This is a genomic window from Achromobacter sp. SIMBA_011 (assembly GCF_046535435.1).
GTDB classification, from domain to species: Bacteria; Pseudomonadota; Gammaproteobacteria; order Burkholderiales; family Burkholderiaceae_B; genus Achromobacter; species Achromobacter dolens.
The window spans coordinates 1-22,019 of sequence record NZ_JAWRWN010000010.1; the positions used below are offsets into that span (position 1 = coordinate 1).

The 22,019-nt window shown below is 70.0% G+C and carries 20 protein-coding genes and 1 pseudogene; 5 read left to right on the forward strand and 16 right to left on the reverse strand.

Translation table 11 applies throughout. The features are described from left to right. The 8 genes and pseudogenes from SB816_RS25505 to kdgD (SB816_RS25540) form a co-directional block, all read right to left on the reverse strand. Positions 1-201 (reverse strand): annotated as a pseudogene (locus SB816_RS25505) (amino acid ABC transporter permease); the annotation flags it as partial. 1 nt (position 202) lies between these two features. Next, a complete protein-coding gene (locus SB816_RS25510; protein ID WP_395757791.1) occupies positions 203-1,390 on the reverse strand; it encodes an amino acid ABC transporter permease in 1,188 nt (395 codons plus the stop codon). 3 nt (positions 1,391-1,393) lie between these two features. Next, complete coding sequence (locus SB816_RS25515; RefSeq protein WP_410547694.1) at positions 1,394-2,602, reverse strand: aminotransferase class I/II-fold pyridoxal phosphate-dependent enzyme; 1,209 nt, start codon at positions 2,600-2,602, stop codon at positions 1,394-1,396. A gap of 106 nt (positions 2,603-2,708) precedes the next feature. Further along, positions 2,709-3,725: an amino acid ABC transporter substrate-binding protein gene (locus SB816_RS25520; RefSeq protein ID WP_410547695.1), complete on the reverse strand. Its 1,017-nt coding sequence runs from the start codon at positions 3,723-3,725 to the stop codon at positions 2,709-2,711. Positions 3,726-4,184: 459 nt separating this feature from the next. Beyond that, positions 4,185-4,907, reverse strand: coding sequence for a FadR/GntR family transcriptional regulator (locus tag SB816_RS25525; RefSeq protein ID WP_049073862.1), 723 nt, complete (start codon positions 4,905-4,907; stop codon positions 4,185-4,187). Between the two features lie 230 nt (positions 4,908-5,137). Further along, positions 5,138-6,052, reverse strand: a complete 915-nt coding sequence (gene kdgD / locus SB816_RS25530) for a 5-dehydro-4-deoxyglucarate dehydratase (RefSeq protein ID WP_059270414.1) — start codon at positions 6,050-6,052, stop codon at positions 5,138-5,140. A gap of 179 nt (positions 6,053-6,231) precedes the next feature. After that, a complete protein-coding gene (locus SB816_RS25535; RefSeq protein ID WP_410547696.1) occupies positions 6,232-7,812 on the reverse strand; it encodes an aldehyde dehydrogenase (NADP(+)) in 1,581 nt (526 codons plus the stop codon). Between the two features lie 61 nt (positions 7,813-7,873). Further along, on the reverse strand, positions 7,874-8,788 hold the full coding sequence (gene kdgD, locus SB816_RS25540; protein ID WP_059270414.1) for a 5-dehydro-4-deoxyglucarate dehydratase: 915 nt from the start codon (positions 8,786-8,788) through the stop codon (positions 7,874-7,876). Positions 8,789-9,035: 247 nt separating this feature from the next. Here kdgD (SB816_RS25540) and garD point away from each other — a divergent pair, with 247 nt between their 5' ends. Together garD and SB816_RS25550 are read left to right on the forward strand one after the other, a co-directional pair. Then, a complete protein-coding gene (gene garD / locus SB816_RS25545) occupies positions 9,036-10,610 on the forward strand; it encodes a galactarate dehydratase (RefSeq protein WP_144657397.1) in 1,575 nt (524 codons plus the stop codon). A gap of 128 nt (positions 10,611-10,738) precedes the next feature. Further along, entirely contained in the window at positions 10,739-11,716 is a 978-nt protein-coding gene (locus SB816_RS25550) for a Bug family tripartite tricarboxylate transporter substrate binding protein (RefSeq protein WP_116793544.1), read from the forward strand. A gap of 87 nt (positions 11,717-11,803) precedes the next feature. Here SB816_RS25550 and SB816_RS25555 read toward each other — a convergent pair whose 3' ends face one another. Next, on the reverse strand, positions 11,804-12,478 hold the full coding sequence (locus SB816_RS25555) for a ProQ/FinO family protein (RefSeq protein WP_175167782.1): 675 nt from the start codon (positions 12,476-12,478) through the stop codon (positions 11,804-11,806). Between the two features lie 133 nt (positions 12,479-12,611). On the opposite strand from SB816_RS25555, the gene SB816_RS25560 reads away from it, so the two are divergent. The 3 genes from SB816_RS25560 to copD all read left to right on the forward strand — a co-directional run bounded on the left by SB816_RS25560 (position 12,612) and on the right by copD (position 14,517). Further along, the gene (locus tag SB816_RS25560; RefSeq protein WP_410547697.1) at positions 12,612-13,082 is read left to right on the forward strand and encodes a hypothetical protein; all 471 of its coding nucleotides are present in this window, start codon (positions 12,612-12,614) and stop codon (positions 13,080-13,082) included. 189 nt (positions 13,083-13,271) lie between these two features. Then, positions 13,272-13,628: a copper homeostasis periplasmic binding protein CopC gene (gene copC, locus SB816_RS25565; RefSeq protein ID WP_054502452.1), complete on the forward strand. Its 357-nt coding sequence runs from the start codon at positions 13,272-13,274 to the stop codon at positions 13,626-13,628. Position 13,629: 1 nt separating this feature from the next. Beyond that, the gene (copD, locus tag SB816_RS25570; protein ID WP_410547698.1) at positions 13,630-14,517 is read left to right on the forward strand and encodes a copper homeostasis membrane protein CopD; all 888 of its coding nucleotides are present in this window, start codon (positions 13,630-13,632) and stop codon (positions 14,515-14,517) included. Between the two features lie 37 nt (positions 14,518-14,554). On the opposite strand, the gene SB816_RS25575 is transcribed toward copD, so the two are convergent. The 7 genes from SB816_RS25575 to SB816_RS25605 form a co-directional block, all read right to left on the reverse strand. Continuing rightward, positions 14,555-15,928, reverse strand: a complete 1,374-nt coding sequence (locus tag SB816_RS25575) for a hypothetical protein (protein WP_410547699.1) — start codon at positions 15,926-15,928, stop codon at positions 14,555-14,557. A gap of 80 nt (positions 15,929-16,008) precedes the next feature. Further along, positions 16,009-16,722, reverse strand: coding sequence for a glutamine amidotransferase (locus SB816_RS25580; protein ID WP_410547755.1), 714 nt, complete (start codon positions 16,720-16,722; stop codon positions 16,009-16,011). A 145-nt stretch (positions 16,723-16,867) separates the two neighbouring features. Continuing rightward, entirely contained in the window at positions 16,868-18,244 is a 1,377-nt protein-coding gene (locus SB816_RS25585) for an LLM class flavin-dependent oxidoreductase (protein WP_372413310.1), read from the reverse strand. 104 nt (positions 18,245-18,348) lie between these two features. Further along, positions 18,349-19,215 carry an ABC transporter ATP-binding protein gene (locus SB816_RS25590; RefSeq protein WP_064525120.1) on the reverse strand — a complete coding sequence of 289 codons (867 nt, stop codon included), beginning with the start codon at positions 19,213-19,215 and terminating at the stop codon, positions 18,349-18,351. Between the two features lie 18 nt (positions 19,216-19,233). Next, on the reverse strand, positions 19,234-20,058 hold the full coding sequence (locus tag SB816_RS25595) for an ABC transporter permease (protein WP_410547700.1): 825 nt from the start codon (positions 20,056-20,058) through the stop codon (positions 19,234-19,236). After that, on the reverse strand, positions 20,055-20,888 hold the full coding sequence (locus SB816_RS25600) for an ABC transporter permease (RefSeq protein ID WP_258955741.1): 834 nt from the start codon (positions 20,886-20,888) through the stop codon (positions 20,055-20,057). Before SB816_RS25600 ends, SB816_RS25595 begins: the two co-directional genes overlap by 4 nt. A 12-nt stretch (positions 20,889-20,900) precedes the next feature. Next, positions 20,901-21,992 carry an ABC transporter substrate-binding protein gene (locus SB816_RS25605; RefSeq protein WP_054502456.1) on the reverse strand — a complete coding sequence of 364 codons (1,092 nt, stop codon included), beginning with the start codon at positions 21,990-21,992 and terminating at the stop codon, positions 20,901-20,903. Between the last annotated feature and the right edge of the window lie 27 nt (positions 21,993-22,019).

A 22,019-nucleotide genomic window follows, 5' to 3' on the forward strand; every position in this document is an offset into this window, starting at 1 on the left:
GTTGGCGGCGGTGAAGTTGGCCTTGATGAAGGCCCACTCGACCAGCGCCGGCACCGACATCAACAGGAACCACGCCACCAGCACCGTGATCAGGATGTTCAGCGGCGAGGAAAACAGGCGCGAGCGCAGCCACGCCCACGCGCCGACATGGGTCTTGGGCGGCGGCAGCCCTTCGCTGGGGGTATGCGTAGTGCTGCTCATATCAACGCTCCACCAGCGCGATGCGCTTGTTGTACCAGTTCATGAAGATCGAGATCGACAGGCTGACCGTGAGGTACGCGCCCATGATGATGAGAATGCCCTCGATGGCCTGCCCGGTCTGGTTCAGCGTGGTGTTGACCACCGACACGATGTCCGGATAGCCGATGGCCACGGCCAGCGAGCTGTTTTTCAACAGATTGAGATACTGGCTGGTCATGGGCGGAATGATGACCCGCAAGGCTTGCGGCAGCACCACCAGGCGCAGGGCCAGCGGCCGCCGCAATCCGAGGGCGCCGGCCGCTTCCCATTGGCCGTTGCCGACCGCCTGGATGCCCGAGCGCACCACCTCGGCGATGAACGCCGCGGTGTAGATCACCAGGCCCAGCAGCAGCGCCGCGAACTCCGGCGTCAGCGTCAGGCCGCCCGTGAAGTTGAAGCCCTTCAGTTCCGGCATGTCCAGTGTCAGCGAGGCGCCGCTGGCGAGCCAGCCGATCACCGGCAGGGCGATCAACAGGCCGATGGCCGCGCGGCCCAGCGGGAACGCCTGGCCGGTGGCTTCCTGGCGTTTCCGGCCCCAGTGGCCCAGGAACAGGATGGCGACGACCGCCAGGCCCAGCCCGGCCAGCACCCAGTCGAGCGAGGCGCCTTCCAGCCCCGGCACCTTGAGGCCGCGGTTGGAGATGAAGACGCCCGGCAGCGGATGGTGCGCCTGGCGCGGACCCGGCATGTTCTCGGTGATGAGCGCATACCAGAAGAACAACTGCAGCAGCAGCGGCACATTGCGCATGACCTCGACGTAGATCGAGGCCAGCCGCGCCACCAGCCAGTTCCTGGACAGCCGGCCCACGCCGATCAGCACGCCCAGCACGGTGGCGGCCACCAGCGCCAGCAGGCCGACCCGCAGCGTGTTCAGGATGCCCACGACGATGGCGCGGCCGTAGGTGTCGGCCGGCCCGTAGGCGATGGGCGATTCGCCGATGGCGAAACCGGCTTCGCGCGCGAGGAAGCCGAAGCCGGTAGCGATGTTGCGCAGCGCCAGGTTCTGCAGGGTGTTGTGGACCAGGAACCAGATCGCCGATCCCGCCAGCGCCAGCGCCAGGGCCTGGTAGGCCAGGGCGCGCGTGGCGGGATCGTTCCAGGACCAGCGGCGCGGCGCTCGCCGCGCGTTGGCATTGTTCTGCTTGCCCACGGTTCAGCCTGCCATCAGCGCGCCGACCGCGGCGGCCAGCCGGTCCATGCCCTGTTCGATTACTTCGGTGGCGGTGGCGAAGGAGAACCGCACATACGGCGACAGGCCGTACGAACCGCCGTCGATCACCGCCACGCCTGCCTGGCGCAGGAAGAACAGGCTGACATCCAGGTCGGTCTTGAGTTCGCCGTCCGGCCCCTTGCGGCCGATCAGGCCGGCGACGTTGGCATAGACGTAGAAGGCGCCGTCGGGCGTGGCGCAGGAAATGCCGGGAATCGCATTCAGGCGCCGCACGATCAGGTCGCGGCGCGCCTTGAAGATGGCGACCATCTCGGTCACGCTGGACTGGTCGCCTTCGAGCGCGGCCTGGGCCGCGGCCTGCGAGATGGCGCTGGTGCAACTGGTGCTTTGCGACATGACCGTGCTCATGGCCTTGATGAGGTCGGCCGGGCCGGCGCCGTAGCCGATGCGCCAGCCGGTCATGGCGTAGGCCTTGGACATGCCGTTGACGATCAGCGTGCGCTCGGCCAGGCGCGGCTCGACCTGCACCGGCGAGACGTGCGCTTCGGCGCCATAGCAGAACGGCGCGTAGATTTCGTCGCTCAGGATCCAGACGCGGGGATGGCGCACCAGCACTTCGGTCAGGGCGCGCATCTCGGCGCGGCTGTAGACCGCGCCGCTGGGGTTGCTGGGCGAATTCAGGATCAGCCAGCGGGTGCGCGGGGTGATGGCCGCCTCCAGGCTGGCGGCGTCGAGCTTGAAGCCCTGCGATTCGGGTCCGGTCACGACCACAGGCTTGCCCTCGTTGAGCAACACCATGTCGGGATACGACACCCAGTACGGCGCGCACACGATCACTTCGTCGCCCGGTTCCAGGCTGGCGGTCAGGGCCGCGCCGATGATCTGCTTGGCGCCGGCGCCCACGGTGATCTGGTCCAGGCCGTACTTGGCGCCCAGGGTCTGCTCCAGGCTGCCGGCGATGGCGCGGCGCAGGCCCGGGGTGCCGTTGGGGCTGGTGTAGCGGATATCGCCGCCGGCGATGGCGTCCTGGCCGGCGCGCGCGATGTGGGCGGGCGTGGCCATGTCGGGCTCGCCCAGGGTGAAGTCGGCGATCTCGCGCCCGGCGCGGCGCAATTCGTCGACCACGATCTTGGCGGCCATGCTGGGGGAGGGTTTGATCTGCTTGAGGCGGGCGTTGACGATGCTGTTCATGGTGACTGCTTCAAAGAATGCGGAGGCCGGCGCGAGGCGGCCAGTCCGCGGAAATCGGGAAAACGCGGCGCGACCCGGCGCCATCGCCGGGCCGCGCGAGAGTCGCTCAGCGCACGGGCCAGCCGTACATCAGGCCGCCCTGGGTCCACAGCTTGTTCAGGCCGCGGTCCAGCTTCAGGGGGCTGTTCTTGCCCATGGCGCGGTCGTAGCTTTCGCCGTAGTTGCCGACCTGCTTGATGATGTTGTAGGCCCACTTGTCGTCCAGGCCCAGGTTCTTGCCCATGCCGGGCGTCACGCCCAGAATGCGCTGCACGTTGGGGTTGGCGCTCTTGAGCATCTCGTCGACGTTCTTGGACGTGATGCCGTATTCCTCGGCTTCGAGCATGGCGTTGAGCGACCAGCGCACCACGTTGAACCACTGTTCGTCGCCCTGGCGCACCATGGGGCCGAGCGGTTCCTTGGACAGGTTCTCCGGCAGGATCTCCCAGTCGTCCGGCTTGGCCAGGCGGGTGCGCATGTTGGCGGCGGTGTTGGACTTGTCGTTGGTGTAGGCGTCGCAGCGGCCCGACTCCAGCAGGCGGAAGTTCTCGTCGTAGTTCTCGACCAGCACCGGCTTGAAGGTGATGCCGCGGGCGCGGAAGTAGTCGGCCAGGTTCAGTTCGGTGGTGGTGCCGGGCTGCACGCAGACCGTGGCGCCGTCCAGTTCCTTGACCGTCTTGACGTTCATCGACTTCTTCACGATCAGGCCCTGGGCGTCGTAGAAGTTCACGCCCACGCCGATCAGGCCCAGGGTGGTGTCGCGCGTCAGGGTCTGGGTGGTGTTGCGCGACAGCATGTCGATCTCGCCCGATTGCAGGGCCGTGAACTTGGCCTGCGCGGTCAGCACGTTGCCCTTGACCTTCGCGGCGTCGCCGAACATCGCGGCGGCCACGGCGCGGCACATGTCCACGTCCAGGCCGGTCCATTCGCCCTTGCTGTCGAGCACCGAGAAACCGGGAATGCCGGCAAAGCCGCATTGCAGGAAGCCTTTTTTCTTGACGGCTTCGAAGGTGACGCCGGCCTGGGCGCCGGAGGCAACGCACAACAGGGTCGCCGCGACGGCGGTGGTCAGGAACTTGCGCATGAGAGTGTTCTCCAGGGGTACGGAAAAGGGCAGGGAATGGCTAGGAAACAGACCGGCGGCGCACCGTCGCGTCCCCCGGGCGGGCGGGATGGGACAGGCGCTTGGGACGGGGAGGGGAAAGGCGGGGCGTCAGCGACGATGGCCTTCCGGGCGGGCCTTACCGGTGGAGGCGGGCGGCGTAGCGTTGGAAGGTCGGGCGGGGGACAGGCAACAGGCTCATCGGCGGCACTTGGACGGCAGATCTTGCATAACTGATGCGACGTATGATGGCAGCCATCATACAAGTGAGCAAGTCAGGGGATTCCCGTAATTTGCAATGTCGGCAGCGGTTATATGGCGCGAGCGGCCGGGCGCCATGAGGGCGCGGTGCGCGGCAGGCGACGGGCCTGGGCGGGGCGGCGCGTGGCCGCCCCGGAGGATTCCGCGGCGCAGTCGCGCCGGGAATGGGACCGGGGCCGGTCAGGCCGGCGGGTTGGACAGCAGCTTGCGGTAGCGGGCGATGCTGTCGCCCAGGTGGCGGGCCATGGCGGCGCGCGCGGCGCCGGGATCGCGGCGCATGATGGCGGTCAGGATGGCTTCGTGCTCCTGCACGTTGCGGGTCTCGTAGACCTCCAGCTCTTCGGGGGTCTTGCCGCCGTGCTTGATGTTCAGGTCCAGCATCACGTCGCGCACCGCCGCCTGCAGCAGGGCCGGGAAGTGCGGGTTGTTGGACGCGCGCGCGATCGACAGGTGGAACTCGTAGTCGGCCTTGACGGCGGCTTCCATGTCGCGGGTGGCGCGGTTGAAGGCGTCGAAGGCTTCGACGATGCCGCTCAGGTCGGCGGCGCTGCGGCGCTCGGCCGCCAGGCCACAGGCCTCGACCTCGAGGCCGGCGCGCAGCTCCATGATGTGCAGCGCCCAGCGCGGATCGGCGGCCGGGGCGACGACGAAATCGATGGGCTTTTCGCGGTCTTCGGTGACGAACACGCCGATGCCGGCCTTGCTGACCAGCCGGCCGCTCAGGCGCATCGAGGCCACGGCCTCGCGGATCACGGTGCGGCTGACGTCGAATTCGGCGCACAGCGCATGCTCGGACGGCAGCTTGTCGCCGGGGCGGTACTGGCGGGCGTCCAGCCGCTTGGTCAGTTCGTCGATCACGACGTCGGTCAGGCGCGAGCGCGGGCGGGGCCGGGGAGTTTCCATTGTCTCTCTTGTAGGGTTGCGGCGCCGGGAGGGCCGTAACCCCTATGATAAACGCCCGATGCCGTATGACAGCATACAGGAGCGTTATCGGGCCATGGCTGGGGCGGGCTCATGGCGCCGTGGCCGTGGCGCCCAAAGCAGGACGCCCTCCGGTGGGCGGAGGGCGTCCTGGCTGCGCGGAACCGCAAGAGGCAGTGGTCGGCGCGTGGCCGCCCGTTGCGGGCCGGCGTTTACTGCGGGCCGAGCTTGCGGATCAGGGCGTCGAGCATCTCCAGTTCCTCGGGATGCAGGTCGGTCAGCGGCGCGCGCACGGGGCCGGCATCGTGGCCGACCAGTTTGGCGCCAGCCTTGACGATGCTGACGGCGTAGCCGGCGCAGCGGTTGCGGATCTCGAGGTAGGGCAGGAAGAACTCGTCGAGCAGACGGTTGGTGGTGTCGTGGTCATTGGCGGCGATGGCGCGGTAGAACTGCATCGCGGTCTTGGGCACGAAGTTGAAGACGGCCGACGAGTAGACCGGCACGCCGAGCGCGCGGTAAGCAGCGGCATAGACCTCGGCGGTGGGCAGGCCGCCCAGGTACGAGAAGCGATCGCCCAGCTTGCGGCGGATGCGGACCATGGCTTCGATATCGCCGACGCCGTCCTTGAAGCCGATCAGGTTGGGGCAGCGCTCGGCCAGGCGGGCCAGGTGGTCGGCCGACAGGCGCGACTGGGCGCGGTTGTAGACGATGACGCCGATCTTGACGGACTTGCAGACCTGTTCGACGTGGTCGGCGATGCCTTGCTGGGAGGCCTCGGTCAGGTAGTGCGGCAGCAGCAGCACGCCCTTGGCGCCCAGGCGCTCGGCTTCCTGGGCGTAGGCGATGGCCAGGCGGGTGGGGCCGCCGGCGCCGGCCAGGATCGGCACTTTGCCGGCGCAGGTGGTGACGGCGGTGCGGATGACATCCGAATACTCGTCGGGGGCCAGCGAGAAGAACTCGCCGGTGCCGCCGGCGGCGAACAGGGCGGTGGCGCCGTAGGGGGCCAGCCATTCCAGGCGCTGGGCATAGGTCTTGGCGTTGAAGTTGCCTTGCGCGTCGAAATCGGTCACGGGGAAGGAGAGCAGTCCTTCCGAGACGATGGCCTTGAGTTCCTGGGGTGTGGTCATGCCTGGGTCCATTGAAGCGAAGTGAAGGCCGCCGTAGCGTCATGCCCGCGGCCGGGATTGGGTAACTTAAGATGTATGTCATCGTACAACATACAAGATGAATCGACAATGCCTGTGCGCCGATCCAAAAGAAAACGGGCGGCCCACGGCCGCCCGTTCATGGCTTCGCCGGAAGCGGATCAGGCCGACAGCACGCCGTCGGTCATGCGCGGCAGGCCGAGCGGATTGGCGCGCTTGAGGCCGTCGGGCAGCAGCGCGTCGGGCAGGTCCTGGTAGCAGACCGGACGCAGGAAACGGCGGATGGCGGTGGCGCCGACCGAGGTCGAGGCGGGATTGGAGGTGGCCGGGAACGGGCCGCCGTGCACCATCGCATGGCTGACTTCGACGCCGGTGGGATAGCCATTGGCCAGGATCCGGCCGGCCTTGCGTTCGAGCACCGGCAGCAGGCCGCGCGCCATGTCGGCGTCGGCTTCGTCCACGAACAGGGTCGCGGTCAACTGGCCTTCCAGGTGCTCGGCCACCGCGCGCATCTGCGCGGCGTCGCGGCACGCCACCACCAGCGAGGCGGGGCCGAAGACTTCGGCCTCCAGCTCGGGCGAGGCCAGGAAGCGGGCGGCGTCGGTGCCGAAGACGGCGGGGCCGGCGGCGTTGGCGGCGGGCCGCGAGGCTTCGCCGCGTCCCAGCGTGGCGACGCTGGCGTGGCCGGCCAGGGCCTGTTCGCCCTGTGTGTAGGCGGCGAAGATGCCGGGGGTCAGCATGGTGGCGGCGCCCTTGGCCTGCACCGCCTGCCCGGCGGCCTGGCGGAAGCGCTCCAGCGCCGGGCCTTCGATGCCGATCACCAGGCCGGGGTTGGTGCAGAACTGGCCCACGCCCATGACCAGCGATTCGACGAAGCCCTTGGCGATGGTTTCGGCGCGCGCTTCCAGGGCGGCAGGCAGCAGGAAGACCGGGTTGATGCTGGACATCTCGGCATACACCGGAATCGGCACCGGGCGCGCGTTGGCGGCCGCCACCAGGGCCAGGCCGCCGCGGCGCGAGCCGGTGAAGCCGACCGCGGTGATGGCCGGGTGCGTCGCCAGTGCGGTGCCGATCTCGTTGCCGGCGCCGAACAGCAGCGAAAACACGCCTTCGGGCAGGCCGTGCTTGGCCACCGCTTGCTGGATCACGCGGCCCACCATTTCGGAGGTGCCGGGATGGGCGTTGTGCGCCTTGACGATCACCGGGCAGCCGGCGGCCAGCGCCGACGCGGTGTCGCCGCCCGCCACCGAGAACGCCAGCGGGAAGTTGCTGGCGCCAAATACGGCCACCGGGCCCAGCGGCACGTTGGCCAGGCGCAGGTCGGCGCGCGGCAGCGGCTGGCGGTCGGGTTGGGCGGGGTCGACGGTGGCGTCCAGGAAGTAGCCGTCGCGCACCACGCGCGCGAACAGGCGCAACTGGCCGACGGTACGGCCGCGCTCGCCCTGCAGGCGGGCCAGCGGCAGGCCGGTCTCCAGGTGGGTGCGCTCGATCAGCGCATCGCCCAGTGCCAGGATGCCTTCGGCGATGCTCTCGAGAAATTGCGCGCGGGTCTCGAGCGGCGCGGCGCGGTAGGGGTCGAACGCGGCGGCGGCCAGTTCCGCGGCGCGCGCTACGTCCTCGGCGGTGCCGGCGCGGAAACCGGGTTGCAGCGGTTCGCCGCGGGCCGGGTCGATGGCGTGCAGCGGGGCGCCGGCGCCCTTTACGGACTGGGCGCCGATCAACATATTGCCGGTCAAGGTCATGAATCTCTCCGAATGAAAACGCCCCCGGAACGGGGGCGAACAGGTGTGGCGCGTCGCGGGCCTATTGCGGGCCGAGCTTGCGGATCAGGGCGTCGAGCATCTCCAGTTCCTCGGGATGCAGGTCGGTCAGCGGCGCGCGCACGGGGCCGGCATCGTGGCCGACCAGTTTGGCGCCAGCCTTGACGATGCTGACGGCGTAGCCGGCGCAGCGGTTGCGGATCTCCAGGTAGGGCAGGAAGAACTCGTCGAGCAGGCGGTTGGTGGTGTCGTGGTCATTGGCGGCGATGGCGCGGTAGAACTGCATCGCGGTCTTGGGCACGAAGTTGAAGACGGCCGACGAGTAGACCGGCACGCCGAGCGCGCGGTAAGCGGCGGCATAGACCTCGGCGGTGGGCAGGCCGCCCAGGTACGAGAAGCGGTCGCCCAGCTTGCGGCGGATGCGGACCATGGCTTCGATGTCGCCGACGCCGTCCTTGAAGCCGATCAGGTTGGGGCAGCGCTCGGCCAGGCGGGCCAGGTGGTCGGCCGACAGGCGCGACTGGGCGCGGTTGTAGACGATGACGCCGATCTTGACGGACTTGCAGACCTGTTCGACGTGGTCGGCGATGCCTTGCTGGGAGGCTTCGGTCAGGTAGTGCGGCAGCAGCAGCACGCCCTTGGCGCCCAGGCGCTCGGCCTCCTGGGCGTAGGCGATGGCCAGGCGGGTGGGGCCGCCTGCGCCGGCCAGGATCGGCACCTTGCCGGCGCAGGTGGTGACGGCGGTGCGGATGACATCCGAATACTCGTCGGGGGCCAGCGAGAAGAACTCGCCGGTGCCGCCGGCGGCGAACAGGGCGGTGGCGCCGTAGGGGGCCAGCCATTCCAGGCGCTGGGCATAGGTCTTGGCGTTGAAGTTGCCTTGCGCGTCGAAATCGGTCACGGGGAAGGAGAGCAGTCCTTCCGAGACGATGGCCTTGAGCTCCTGCGGCGTGGTCATGGGCGGGTTTCCGTAAGTGGCGGGGTGACCGCTGGCAGGCGTGCCTGTCGCGCGGACCCGATTGAATAGGTACGTCATCGTACAACATGATTTTGGGCGGTTCAACCGATTGCCCAGCGCTTGCAGGCGTAATGTTCGGGAAATCCGCAATGCGAGCCAGGCTTGGGGCAAAGCATAATTGCATTGGTTGTACGATAACGTATCGCGCGCCGCCTACCGCGGCACTCCATTCTCAGAGGACTCCCCCATGCTGCCCGCGGCTGGCCCTGCGCCCGTGCTGATCAAGATTCATCCCGAGGACAACGTTGCCATCGTCGCCAATGACGGCGGCCTGGCGGCCGGCGCCGCGCTGGCCGACGGCCTGACGCTGGTCGAAGCCGTGCCGCAAGGCCACAAGGTGGCGCTGCGCGACCTGGCGCAGGGCGAGCCGGTGCGCCGCTACAACGTCATCGTGGGCTACGCCGCGCGCGACCTGCCGCGCGGCAGTTGGGTCAATGAACGCGTCACCACCATGCCCGCCGCGCGCACGCTGCAGGACCTGCCGGTCGGTACGCGCAAGCGCGCGCCGCTGCCGCCGCTGGAAGGCTACACGTTCGAGGGCTACCGCAATGCCGACGGCACCGTCGGCACGCGCAACATCCTGGCGATCAGCACCACGGTGCAATGCGTGCAGGGCGTGGTCGAACATGCGGTCGAGCGCATCCGCCGCGAGCTGTTGCCGCGCTATCCCAACGTCGACGGGGTGGTGGGCATCGAGCACACCTATGGCTGCGGCGTCGCCATCGACGCGCCGGGCGCGGCGATTCCGGTGCGCACGCTGCACAACATCGCCCGCAATCCCAACTTCGGCGGCACCGCGATGGTGGTGAGCCTGGGCTGCGAGAAACTGCAGCCCGAGCGCCTGCTGGCGCCCGGCGCCATCCCGATCCGCGCTGGCGAGGGCATGGCGGCGGACGGCGGCGTCGATACCATCGTGCTGCAGGACGACGAACACGTGGGCTTCGAGTCCATGATCGCCAACATCATGCGCACCGCCGAGCGCCATCTGCGGATCCTGGACCAGCGCCGCCGCGAAACCTGTCCGGTGTCGGAGCTGGTGGTGGGCGTGCAGTGCGGCGGCAGCGACGCGTTCTCGGGCGTGACGGCCAATCCGGCGGTCGGCTTCGCGGCCGACCTGGTGGTGCGCGCCGGCGGCACCGTGATGTTCTCGGAAAACACCGAGGTGCGCGACGGCATCGACCAGTTGACCGCGCGCGCCGCCACGCCGGAAGTGGCGCAGGCGCTGGTGCGCGAAATGGCCTGGTACGACGAATACCTGCAACGCGGCAGCGCCGACCGCAGCGCCAACACCAGCCCGGGCAACAAGAAGGGCGGCCTGTCCAACATCGTCGAGAAGGCGATGGGGTCGATCATCAAGTCCGGCACGTCCAATATCGATGGCGTGCTGTCGCCGGGCGAACGGCTGACGCGCAAGGGTCTGATCTTCGCGGCCACGCCGGCCAGCGATTTCATCTGCGGCACGCTGCAGTTGGCGGCGGGCATGAACCTGCACATCTTCACGACCGGCCGCGGCACGCCTTATGGGCTGGCGCAGGTGCCTGTGATCAAGGTCGCCACCCGCAGCGACCTGGCGCGGCGCTGGCACGACCTGATGGATGTGGACGCCGGCCGCATCGCCACCGGCCAAGCCAGCATCGAAGACGTGGGCTGGGAGCTGTTCCGTCTGATGCTGGACGTGGCCAGCGGCCGGCGCCAGACCTGTGCCGAGGCGCTCAAGCTGCACAACGCCCTGGCGCTGTTCAACCCGGGTCCGGTGACCTGACGCCTTTCCCTCGGGGCCGCCGGCGGCGGAGCCGACGCAAGCGGCACCCCGGCGCGCGACGCCGGGGGCTGGACCGGGCCTGCCGCGGCCGGCCCGGACACTCTACTTACAACGACAACGGAGACAACATGGATTCAAACAGAAGGCACCTGCTGGCCGCCGCCGCCGCGCTGGGACTGGCGCGGCTGACGCCGGCCTGGGCCCAGGCAGACGCATGGCCGACGCGGCCGGTGCGCATCGTGGTGCCGTACCCGCCCGGCGGTTCGTCGGACATCATCGCCCGCGTGATCGCGCCGCGCCTGGCCGAAGCGCTCAAGCAGACGGTGGTGGTCGAGAACAAGCCGGGCGCCAACGGCAACCTGGGCGCCGGCATCGTGGTGCAGTCGGCGCAGGAGGGCCACTCGGTGCTGCTCTGCGACGTCGGCGCGCTGGCGATCAGCCCGTCGGTCTACACCAAGCTGTCGTTCGATCCATCCAAGGATCTGCGCGCGGTCGGCATGCTGGCGTATTCGCCGCACGTGCTGGCGGTGCATCCCGATGTGCCCGCCAGGACCGTGCCGGAGCTGGTGGCGCTGTCGAAGAAGCAACGCCTGAATTTCGCCGTCACCGCCATCGGCAGCGCGCCGCACCTGGCGGCCGTGGCGGTGCAGCAGGCCACCGGCGCGCAATGGGAATACGTGCCCTACAAGGGCGGTTCGCAGGCGGTGACGGACACCATCGGCGGCCAGACCCAGGTCATCATGAACGGCCTGCTGGCGACGCTGCCGCACATCAAGGGCGGCAAGCTGCGCGCGATCGCGATCTCGAAGAAGGAACGCATGCAACTGGTGGCCGACATTCCGACGATTTCGGAGCAGGGTGTGGCGGGCTTCGAGTCCGGCACCTGGCAGGGCGTGATGGCGCCCGTCACCACCACCGACAAGACCGCCAGCCTGCTGGCCGCGCTGATGGGCCAGATCGTCAACCAGCCCGACGTGAAATCGCAACTGAACGAGCAGGGCGCCGAGATCGTGGTGCGCGATCCGGTGCAACTGGCGCAGTTCTTCAACAGCGAGCGGGCGCGCTGGGCCAAGGTGGTGCAGAGCGCCGATATCCGGCTGGATTGAGGCGGGCGGCTCCGCCCGGCCCTCCAAAGCACCGCGGACCGTGGAGCGCCTGGCGCCGCACGGTCCGCGTTCTTTGGGATGCAGCGATCAGTCGGCCGTCTGCGTATCCGACGGCGCCTGGGCCGGCGTTGCCACCGAGGTATCGACAGACTTATCGACAGACGTGTCGACCGTCGCGTCCACGGACGTGGCGGCGGGCGCGGCGGCCTCGACCTGCGCCGGCTGCTGGGCGCCTTCCGCGGCCGGCTTGCCCTTGTTCGCATTGCCCTTGCCGCCGCGACCGCCCGCCTTGGCGTGGCGGCGCGAGGCCATCCGCTTGGCGTGCTGCGCCTCGTTGGCGGTGACGGCGCCGGCGGGTTCGCCGTTCAGGTCCACGCGCGCGGCGGCCTCGACCATGCAGTCCCAGTAGCGGCGGCCGTCACACCAGGTCTTGACGGCCTGCTTGATCTCGTCGGCGCTGAGCTGCAGGGCCTTGGCGTGTTGCACCAGATCCTCGAGCACGCCCAGCTTGAGCGGCACCTTGGGCGCCGGCTTCTTGGGGAAGGCCTTGGGGAATTGCCGTTGCAACCGCGAAATGGCGATCAGCACCGGGTCGACCGCCGGCGCCTCGCGTCGTTCGCCAGCCGGCGAACGCGCAGGTTTCTTCCGGGCGGCAGCCGCATCGTCGGACGGACGCGCGGAGGGCTTGCGCGACCCCGCTTCGTTGGCGGCCGGACGGGCGGGTTTCTTTTTGGAAGCCGCCTCTTCGGGAGCCTGCTTCACGAGCAGTTCTCGGATTGCGGCGAGCTGTTCTAGACCCATGGTGTGCTGCGACTTCAAATGTTGAAAGCGTGGAGCATAACAGTTGTAGCGGGTCAGATTGAAGTTGCGGCCCTCCGGCGGCCGTCGTAAGCTCATGGCCACCATGGGGATGCACACGCCGGTTACGTTTACAAGCCCGTCCGCCGCCACCCGCCGCGCGGTGGCGTGGCTGGCGGCGGCGTTGCTGGTTTTCCAGTCGCTGGTGGCCTCCGCGGCGTTCGGCGCGCCCGCGCCGGCGGCGTCCGCGGGGGGGTCCGGAAATGGAGCCAGCGTCGTCCTCTGCACCGCCAGCGGTCCGCGCGTGGTGGTGTTGGCGGCGGATACACCGGCCAGCCCGTCCGCGGCCGGCCATGACGCCGGGGCCCTGGGCGGCCCGTTGCCGCACTGCTGCGCATCGACCTGCGCCATGCTGGGCGGGGCTTGCCCGCCCGCGCCAGCCGGCATCGCCTGGCGCCTGCCGGCCGAGCTGCCGGCGTTGCCTTTTGCCATCGACGTCGCGCCGCATCCCCGCGGCGAGCCGCTGTGGCTGCCACAGCAGTCACGGGCCCCGCCGCGCGCGGCCTGATGCCGTTTTCGCGCCGCGCCTGCACGGTTTCGCCCGGCTGGCTCGTCGTTGACACGCACGGGACCCCGGCCCTGGCGCCTGCCTCGCCCCGTCTCGCGCGCCATTCCTTTCGCGACTTTCCCCCGCGCCTGCCGCGCGTCTCTTATTCGCCACGCGGCCCCGCGCCGCCTATTTTCCAGGAGATTCATCATGTTCAAACCCGTTCTGATCGCCGCCACGCTGATCCTGGCCCCGCAATGGGCCTGGGCCCACGCCCACCTGCAGCGCGCTACGCCGGCCGACAAGGCCGAAGTGGCCACGCCGTCCTCGGTGAGCGCCAGCTTTTCCGAAGGGCTGGAGCCCGCGTTTTCCACGCTGACCGTGCTGGATGCCGCCGGCAAGCCCGCCGTCACGGCCAAGGCGGCGCCGGCGCCCGGCGACGACAAGACCCTGGTGCTGCCGGTGGCCCAGCCGCTGCCGGCCGGCGCCTACACGGTCAAATGGCAAGCGCTCTCCAAGGACGGCCACAAGACCGACGGCGCCTGGACCTTCACGGTCAAGCCTTGAGATGACCCCGTTGTTGCTGGCGTTCGCGCTGTGCCGGGCCCTCGCCGCCGGCGCGGTGGCGGTGTTGTTCGGCGCTGGCGCGATGCTGGCCCTGGGCGGTTCGCCCCGCCTCGGGCTGGAGACGGAAGCCGCGCTGCGGCGCGCTTTCCGCCTGGCGGGGATCGTCGGCCTCGTCGCCACGCTGTGCCTGTTGCCGTTGCAGGTCGCCAGCATCGCCGGCGACTGGCACGCGATGTTCGATGAAGACATGCTCGACACCGTCATCCTGCAGACGCGCTACGGGCAGGTCTGGATCGTGCGGGCGCTGGCCGCGGCGGCGCTGCTGGGCGTGGTGCTCGGCTTGCGGCCCGGCAGCCCCAGCCTGATCGCCGGGGTCGCCGCGCTGGCGCTGGCGCCGCTGGCCCTGAGCGGCCATGCGGCGATGCACGAGGGCTGGTTGGGGTTGGCGCACGCGCTGAATGACTTCCTGCACGTGCTGGCGGCGGCGTTCTGGCTGGGATCGCTGCTGGTCTTCCTGCTGTGGCTGGCGGCTTGGCGGCGGCCGGCGTGGCGGCGGGACGCCACGCGGGCGCTGCTGCGGTTTTCGGCCTGGGGGCATGTGGTCGTGGCCGTGCTGCTGTTGAGCGGCGTCGCCAATGCGGCGCTGATTCTCGGTCCCGGGTTGCCCGACCCAGCCTCCGGATACGTGCAGGCGTTGATGGTCAAGGTGGCGCTGGCGCTGGCCATGACGGGCCTGGCGCTGTGCAACCGCTATCGCTGGATCGCGCGCATCCGGACACAACCCGTGGTGGCGTTGCGCGCGATCCGGCGCAACACGCTGTGGGAGCTGGCGCTGGGCGCGTTGGTGCTGGCGGTGGCGGGCCTGTTGGGGCTGACGTCGCCGCACTAGCCTGCGCCCGCCACGTTGGCCGGGCGCGGCGTGCGGTTCAGCCCGCCAGCACCAGCAGCAGCGCCAGGCCCAGCAGGATGGCGAAGGCGCTCAGCGCGAACGGCAGCAGTTGCGCGTAGACGGCCCGTTCCTGGCCACGGCCGTGCGCCAGGCCGGCGGCGATCGACATGCGGATCGGCGAGAAGAATCCCATCGACGTGCCCGACACGTGCAGCAGCGCGGCCGCCGCCGGCAGGCTCAGGCCGGCGTGCAGCGCCAGCGATAGCTGCGACGGCATGAACAGGCTGTTGGGCGCGTTGCCGCTGTTGGCCAGGATGCCGAAGGCGCCGGCCAGCAGCGGCGTCAGCAGCAGCGTCCAGTCCTGCAGGCTGCGGAACAGCCCGTCGGCGAAGGCCTGTGAAATGCCGGCGCCGGCCAGCACCTCGGCCATCATCGCGAACAGGAACACGGACAGCACTGCGTGCTTGCCGGTGTTCCAGGCGTGGCGCGCATTACCGGCCAGCAGGCCGGGCTGGCGGCGCAGCAGCGCCATCAGCAGCGCGCCGCCGATCAGCCAGCTCCCGGCGTGCAGGAAAGGCGCCCAGGCGGGCAGGTCGGGATAGGGCGCGATCCTTGCCAGCCGGGCCAGGGCCGGGTTCAGGCCCGGCGTCAGGCGCGTCACCACCAGGCAGGCGATCAGCACGACGTAGGGCAGGGCGCCGCGCGCCGCCGTGCGCAGCTCGGCGCGGCCGGGCCGGCGGTCGAGCACGAAACGCAGCACGATCAGCGGGCCATAGGCCGCCAGCAAGGCGGTCTCGGGCCCCAGCAGCGCCGTGGCCGCCGTCAGCAGCGCCAGGCAGGCCAGCATCCAGCCGGCCTCGCGGGCGCGCTCGTTGGCGGCGGCCGGCAGTCCGGCGCGGTTCGCGGTGCGCCAGAACAATGTCATCCAGACGATCATCAGCAGGGCCACCGGCACCATGCCGACCAGCGCCAGATGGGCTGCCGGCACGCGCGCATAGGCCGAGGCCAGCAGCGTGCCGCTGCCCATGGCGCCCCAGGGGATCAGGGTCTGGCTCAACAGCGCGAACACCATCAGCTCGCGCGGCTTGAAGCCGAGCGGCCGGATCAGCAGCACCGTGCCCAGCATGCCGACGCCGAAGCCGGTGGCCGACTCCGCGAAAGGGCCGATCAGGAAACAGGCGAAGAACAGCAGGCGGCGCCGCGCCAGCGGGTCGGCCGGCGCCAGCGCGTCACGCTGGCCGGGATCGCCGCGCGCGGCCATCTGCCAGAACAGCAGGCCGCCCAGGATGTAGGGAGTGATGATGGCGCCGATCCACAGGCCGCGCGCCAGGGCATGGCCCAGATGGCCCGCGCCGAAGACGCCGGGCGCGCTGAACAGGGCCACCGGCGCGGCCGCCAGCAGGCCCAGCACGGCGGCCAGGGTGGTGTTCAGGCGGCCGCTGGCGATGGCGGCAATGACGATCAGCGCCGGCAGCGACCACAGCAGATAGGTCAGTATGCCGCCGCGAAGCCGCGCAGGATCGATTGCGCGTGCGGGGTGGGCGCCAGGGCGGCGCGCAGCGCGGCGACGTCATGGCCGTCCGCCGCGAGCAGGCCCTGGCGCCGCGCCAGGCAGGCGTCCATCAGGCCGGCGGTGAATTCGGGGTGGAACTGCACCGACAGCGCGCGCGGGCCGTAACGCAGCACCTGGTGCGGATCGTGCGCCGTGCCGGCCAGCACCGTCGCGGTCGCGGGCGGCCGCAGCACGCTCTGTTCGTGCGTCAGGTGGGCCAGGAAACGGTCGGGCAGGCTCGCCAGCAGCGGATCGGCGGCCGCGGCGGGCAGGCGCTGAACCGTATGCAGGCCGATTTCGCGGCCGCGCGGGTGATAGTCGACCACGCCGCCGAACGCGTGCGCCATCAGTTGATGGCCATAGCAGATGCCTAGCAGCGGCAACTGCGCGGCCATGGCGTCGCGCAGCCATTGCGCGGTGCGCTCGCTCCACGGCTCGCGGTCGGTCACCATGGACCAGGAGCCGGTCAGCACCGCGCCGCGCAGCGAGGCGGGGTCGGGCAGCGCGTCGCTGGCGGCGGGATGCAGGACCGCCAGGGGGACGTCGATGCCGTCCAGGGCGGCGGCGACCCAGTCGGCCTGTTCGCCGTGGGTGGCGCGCAGGTCTTCGGGCGGACGGCCCATTTGCAGGATGGCGAGCGGTTTGTGCGGCATGTCGGTGGCGGAATCGGCGCGGGGTCCGGACGGCCCCCGCGCCATGATGAGGCCAGCGCGGTCATTCATCAATATGAAAAACCGCCTATCTGCTATGAGCCAGGATGATATCGCCGGGCCGCCTGGCGTCCCGCCACGCCCGGCCTCAGGCGGAGGCGGCTTCCGCCTCGGCGACAGCGGCTTGCGCCGCCGCCACGGCCCGATGCGGCGGACGCGCCAGGCCGAGATGCTGGCGCAGCGTGGCGCCCTCATACTCACTGCGGAACAGGCCGCGGCGGCGCAGCTCCGGCAGCGCCAGTTCGATGAAGTCGTCCAGCCCGCCGGGCAGCCACGGCGACATGATGTTGAAGCCGTCGGCGCCATCTTCCTCGAACCATTGCTGCAACTGGTCGGCCACGCTCTGCGGCGTGCCGACCACCTGCTGGTGGCCGCGGGCGCCGGCGATGCGCAGGTACAGCTCGCGGATCGTCAGGTTGTCGCGCCGCGCCAGATCGATCAGCAACTGCTGGCGGCTCTTGCCGCCGTTGGTCTCGGGCAGGTCGGGCAGGGGCCCGTCGACCGGATACCCCGACAGGTCGAAGCCGCCGATCATGTTGGACAGCAACTGCACGCCGACCACCGGATGGATCAGGTCCTGCAGGCGCGCGAACTTGTCCTCGGCCTCGGCCTGGGTGCGGCCGATCACGGGAAAGATGCCGGGCATGATCTTGATATCGTCGGGATCGCGGCCGTACGCCACGGCGCGGCCCTTGATGTCGCGGTAGAACGCCTGGGCTTCGTCGAAGGTCTGGTGGGCCACGAAGATGACCTCGGCGGTGCGCGCCGCCAGGTCGCGGCCGGCGGGCGAGGCGCCGGCCTGCACCACCACCGGCCGGCCCTGCGGCGAACGCGACACGTTCAACGGCCCGCGCACCGAGAAATGCTCGCCGCGATGGCGCAGCGGATGCAGCTTGGCGGGGTCGAAGTACTGGCCGCTGGCCTTGTCGCGCAGGAAGGCGTCGTCCTCCCAACTGTCCCACAACCCCAGCACCACGTCGTGGAATTCGGCGGCGCGGGCGTAGCGGCGGGCGTGTTCCACGTGTTCGTCCAGGTTGAAGTTCTGCGCCTCGCCCTGGCCGCTGGAGGTCACCAGGTTCCAGCCCGAACGGCCGCCGCTGATGTGGTCGAGCGAGGCGAACTTGCGCGCCACGTGGTAGGGCTCGTTGTAGGTGGTGGAGACGGTGGCGATCAGGCCGATCTTCTCGGTCACGGCGGCCAGCGCCGACAGCAGCGTCAGCGGCTCGAAATGGTCGCTGCGCGCGGTGCGCGACAGCGATGGCAGGTCGGTGTTGCGCACGCCAACCGAGTCGGCCAGGAAGATGGCGTCGAACTTGGCGGCCTCGGCGCGCCGCGCCAGTTCGACGTAGTGGCGGAAGTTGACCGGCGCGTCGGCCTGCGCCTCGGGATGGCGCCAGGCGGCGATGTGGTGGCCGGTCTGCATCAGGAAGGCGCCGAGCTTGATCTGGCGCGAGGGGCGGGTCATGGGTTTCCCTCCAAAAGGAATGGCGGCCTCGCTCGGGCGGCGGCCGTCGGCAAGTGACGAAACAGGCGGTCAGGGCGCGACAAGTGGCGTGGCCGTCGCAGGCATCACCAGGCCATCCGCAGCGAGGCCAGCGACGGCAGCGCCGGCACGCCGCCGGCCGCCTCCGCGCCCAGCGGCGGGCTGTCGTCGGCGGGCGCGCCATCCGGCTCCAGGAAGTCGGACAGCACGTCGTCGCGCAGGCGGATGAAGCGTGGATCGCTGCGGTTGCGGGCGTGCGCCAGCGGCACGTCGACGATGCGGCGGATGCGCCCCGGGCGCGGCTGCATGATCACCACCCGGTCGCCCAGGTAGACCGCTTCCTCGACATCGTGCGTCACCAGGAGCATGGTGATGCGCTCCTTCTGCCAGATGCGCTGCAACTCGGTCTGCAGCCGCGCCCGGGTCAGCGCGTCGAGCGCCCCGAAGGGTTCGTCCAGCAGCAGCACGCGCGGCCGGTTGACCAGGCCGCGCGCGATCGCCACGCGCTGCGCCATGCCGCCCGAGATCTGGTGGGGATACGACTGCTCGAAGCCCTCCAGCCCCACCAGGGCGATGTGCTCGGCCACCCGGTCGCGCTTTTCGTTGTTGGAAATCGCCGCGTTCCGCAGGCCCACGGCGATGTTCTGCGCCACCGTCAGCCACGGGAACAGGCGGTGGTCCTGGAACACGATGCCGCGTTCCGGCCCGGTGCCGCGCACCGGCTCGCCGCCCAGCGTGATGGCGCCCTCGAAGCTGTCGTCCAGCCCCAGGATCAGGCGCAGCAGGGTGGACTTGCCGCAGCCGCTGGCGCCTACGATGGAAACGAACTGGCCTGCGGGGATGTCCAGGTCCACGCCCGTGAGCACCTGCAGCACGCCGCCCTCGGCCTGGGCGCTGGGATAACGCTTGCCGACCGCCTGCAGCGACAGGTCCAGCGAAGTAGGTTGAGTCATGCCTGAGTTTTCCTGCGGTTATTGGTCCTGCCCGCGCAGGCGCGCGAGCCGCCGTTCGGCCACGCGGGCCAGGGCATTCATGAGCCAGCCGATCACCCCGACCACGAACATGCCGAAGATCACCAGGTCCATCTGGAAATGTTCGCTGCCCTCGATCAGCAGGTTGCCGATGCCGACACCCGCCACCAGCAGGTATTCGGCGCCGATGGTGGCCAGCCAGGAATAGATCAGCGCCAGGTAGACGCCGGTGAAGATGGCCGGCGCGGCGGCCGGCAGCACCACCTGGGCGAAGGTCTGCCAGCGGCTGTAGCCGTAGACCCGCGCCACCTCCAGCAACTTGGGCGGCGCGTTGCGCACGCCATCGCAGGTGTTGACCACCACCGGCACCAGCGCCGCCAGCGACAGGAACACCACCTTGGCGGTGTCGCCCAGCCCGAACCACACCGAGATCAGCGGAATCCAGGCGAACAGCGAGATCTGTTTGAAGGTGTTGAAGCTCGGCCCCACCAGCCGGTTGAACAGCGGCGACAGGCCCAGCAGCACCCCCAGCAGCAGGCCCGGGACCGTGCCGATGGCGAATCCGGTCAGCTCGCGCGCCAGGCTGGCGCCCAGTGCGCGCCACAGCTTGCCGCCGACGATCTGGTCGGCGGCGGTGGCCAGCACCTTGCCGGGCGACACCAGCAGGGCCGAGTTCACCAGGTCGGCGCGGGCCAGCAGCCACCACAGCGCGATGGCGGCCACCGGCAGCACCAGGCCGCGCCACCGACCGCCGCCGCGCACGGCCAGCGGTTGCGCCAGCGCCAGTTCGGCCGCGTCGCGCGAGGCAGGCGTGGGCGCGTTCATGGCCGCACCTGTACGTTGGCGGCGCCGCGGCGGCCGTGGATCAGGCGCGTCTCGGTCCAGTCGAGCAGCCGGTCGATGGCGTAACCGATGGCGCCCACCACGATCACCGCGGCCATCACCAGGTCGAGCTGGAACAGTTGGCGGCCATAGACGATCAGGTAGCCCAGGCCCTCGCTGGAGGCCACCAGCTCGACCACCACCAGCGACAGCCAGGCCTTGGTGAAGCCCAGCCGCAGGCCGGTGAAGAGCGTCGGCAGGGCCAGCGGCACCACCACCTCCAGCACTTCCTGGCGCCGGCTGTAGCCATAGACCCGCGCCACTTCGCGCAGCGCCGGACTGGCCTGGCGAAAGCCCTGCAAGGTATTGAGCGTGACGGGCACCAGCGCCGCCTTGGCGATCAGGATGTACTTGAGCGGTTCGCCGATGCCGACGATCAGCAGCACGAACGGCAGCCAGGCCAGCACCGGGATCTGCACCAGCGCGTTGAAGGTCGGCAGCACGTAGGCCTCGAGCCGGCGAGACAGGCCCATCGCCGTGCCCAGCAGCAGCCCCAGCAGGCTGCCCAGGGCAAAGCCGACCAGCACCCGTTGCAGGCTGGCGCGGGTGTTCAGCCACAGGTCGCCGCTGGTCGCCAGGTCGCGCAGGGTGTCCCAGACGAAGGCGGGCGGCGGCAGCACCTGGGGCGAGATCCAGCCCTGGCTGGCGCCAGTCTGCCACAGCGTCAGCAGCGCCAGCGGCAGCAGCCAGGGCGCGGCGGTCCAGGCCGCCTGGCGCGCCCTGGCCGGCGCCGGGGCCAGGCGCGGCAGGGCGTGATGAGAAAGAGAGGCCATGGCGCGGTCCCGTCAGCGCGCAGCCTGCGCCGGGCCCGATACCGGCTTGCCGGCGGCGTCGAACGCGGTCCAGTAGCGCTCCAGCCCCTGGGCCTTGAGCGCATTCTGCAGATAGCGCGGATCGAACCAGCCGTCCAGCGAGACCTCGCGGCGGATCAGCTTGAGCTTGGCGGCGTCGGCCACCACCGCCTTGTAGCGGGCGATGATGAAGTCGTCGATCAGCGGCGAGTTGCGCGAGGCCAGGTCCTGCTTGTCGAACTCGGCCTGCCACGAGGCGTAGGGCACGCCGCTCTTTTCCCAGATCTTGAAGAGGGCGTCGCGGTTCTTCTCGTCGGACGACCACTGCGCGGCGCGCACGAACACGTCCACCACCTTCTGCACCTGGGCGGGATTCTCGCGCTCGAAGTCCTCGCGCACCAGCAGCGAGGCCTGGCGGGTGTAGGCGGGATCCTGGCCCTGGGTGCTGTAGATGACCTTGGCCAGGCCCTGGTCGCGCACCTTGAACCATTCGTAGCCGCCGAAGGCCGCGTCCACGCCGTTGGACACCAGCGCCGCCTGGGCGCTGCCGGCATCCAGGTTGACGCCCTTGATGTCGCGCTCGGCCAGGCCATGCGCGGCCAGCACGTTGATCGCCACCAGGTGGCCGTTGGTGCCGCGGAAGATCGACACCTTGCGGTCCTTCAGGTCCTCGATGGACTTGAGCGGGGAGTTCGGCGGCGTCACCAGGTACAGGTTGTTGCGCGCCCCGCTGACCAGCAGCAGCTTGGTCTTCAGGCCGTTGGCGCGGCCCACCACCTGCGGCAGGTCGCCCTGGTAGGCGAAGTCGATCTGCTTGTTCGACAGCGCCTCGTTGACGGCCGGGCCGGCGCCCTTGAAGAACAGCCACTCGACCTTGACGCCGTCGGCGGCGAAGGCCTGTTCCAGCCACTGGTTGACGCGCACCACGCCGCCGGGCGAGCCGCCCCAGGTGATCGGGTCGCCGCCGCCGGCCGTGGCCACGCCGACGCGGATCACGTCGGCGGCCCGGGCGCTGCCGCCCCACGCCGCCAGAGCCACCAGGCCCAGTGCGGCAACGCGTTTACTCAGGATCATCAATGACTTCATGGAAAGACTCATTCAGGAAAGGATCGG

Bases quoted from the DNA above. Each gene is read 5' to 3' on its own strand.
- SB816_RS25550 (WP_116793544.1), top strand. From the start codon at position 10,739: ATGGATTCAAACAGAAGGCACCTGCTGGCCGCCGCCGCCGCGCTGGGA.
- kdgD (WP_059270414.1), bottom strand. From the start codon at position 8,788: ATGACCACGCCGCAGGAGCTCAAGGCCATCGTCTCGGAAGGACTGCTC.
- SB816_RS25560 (WP_410547697.1), top strand. From the start codon at position 12,612: ATGGCCACCATGGGGATGCACACGCCGGTTACGTTTACAAGCCCGTCC.
- SB816_RS25515 (WP_410547694.1), bottom strand. From the start codon at position 2,602: ATGAACAGCATCGTCAACGCCCGCCTCAAGCAGATCAAACCCTCCCCC.
- SB816_RS25585 (WP_372413310.1), bottom strand. From the start codon at position 18,244: ATGACCCGCCCCTCGCGCCAGATCAAGCTCGGCGCCTTCCTGATGCAG.
- SB816_RS25580 (WP_410547755.1), bottom strand. From the start codon at position 16,722: ATGCCGCACAAACCGCTCGCCATCCTGCAAATGGGCCGTCCGCCCGAA.
- copC (WP_054502452.1), top strand. From the start codon at position 13,272: ATGTTCAAACCCGTTCTGATCGCCGCCACGCTGATCCTGGCCCCGCAA.
- garD (WP_144657397.1), top strand. From the start codon at position 9,036: ATGCTGCCCGCGGCTGGCCCTGCGCCCGTGCTGATCAAGATTCATCCC.
- SB816_RS25520 (WP_410547695.1), bottom strand. From the start codon at position 3,725: ATGCGCAAGTTCCTGACCACCGCCGTCGCGGCGACCCTGTTGTGCGTT.
- SB816_RS25595 (WP_410547700.1), bottom strand. From the start codon at position 20,058: ATGAACGCGCCCACGCCTGCCTCGCGCGACGCGGCCGAACTGGCGCTG.
- kdgD (WP_059270414.1), bottom strand. From the start codon at position 6,052: ATGACCACACCCCAGGAACTCAAGGCCATCGTCTCGGAAGGACTGCTC.
- SB816_RS25605 (WP_054502456.1), bottom strand. From the start codon at position 21,992: ATGAAGTCATTGATGATCCTGAGTAAACGCGTTGCCGCACTGGGCCTG.
- SB816_RS25525 (WP_049073862.1), bottom strand. From the start codon at position 4,907: ATGGAAACTCCCCGGCCCCGCCCGCGCTCGCGCCTGACCGACGTCGTG.
- SB816_RS25535 (WP_410547696.1), bottom strand. From the start codon at position 7,812: ATGACCTTGACCGGCAATATGTTGATCGGCGCCCAGTCCGTAAAGGGC.
- copD (WP_410547698.1), top strand. From the start codon at position 13,630: ATGACCCCGTTGTTGCTGGCGTTCGCGCTGTGCCGGGCCCTCGCCGCC.
- SB816_RS25590 (WP_064525120.1), bottom strand. From the start codon at position 19,215: ATGACTCAACCTACTTCGCTGGACCTGTCGCTGCAGGCGGTCGGCAAG.
- SB816_RS25600 (WP_258955741.1), bottom strand. From the start codon at position 20,888: ATGGCCTCTCTTTCTCATCACGCCCTGCCGCGCCTGGCCCCGGCGCCG.